1 pseudogene is annotated in these 253 nt (G+C 69.2%); it reads left to right on the top strand.

From position 1 onward, the window contains the following. Nucleotides 1–132, top strand: a pseudogene (locus tag RM704_RS45110) (IS481 family transposase); the annotation flags it as partial. Between the last annotated feature and the right edge of the window lie 121 nt (nt 133–253).

Genomic DNA, 253 nt, shown 5'->3' with positions numbered 1-253 from the left:
CGCTCAGAGCAGGAACGGCGCGACGCCTTCCCCCGCTGGCTGCACACCTACAATCACCACCGCGGACACACCGCGCTGAAAGGCCAACCACCCGCCAGCCGCGTCCCCAACCTCTCAGGGCAATACAGCTAGGGCGCTTCTGATGGATCTCCGTGGGAGAAGGAGCGGCGTCGTGGGGGCCCCTCCCGGTCGAGCGAAGCCGAGACTGGGGGAGCGTGCTCTCGGCGTGCCGCGCGGAAGCCCGCGTACTGGA

Source organism: Streptomyces gottesmaniae, from assembly GCF_031845845.1.
GTDB classification, from domain to species: Bacteria; Actinomycetota; Actinomycetes; order Streptomycetales; family Streptomycetaceae; genus Streptomyces; species Streptomyces akebiae.
Note: the sequence above shows the minus strand (reverse complement) of the source record. Positions and strands in the feature narration are given on the sequence as shown.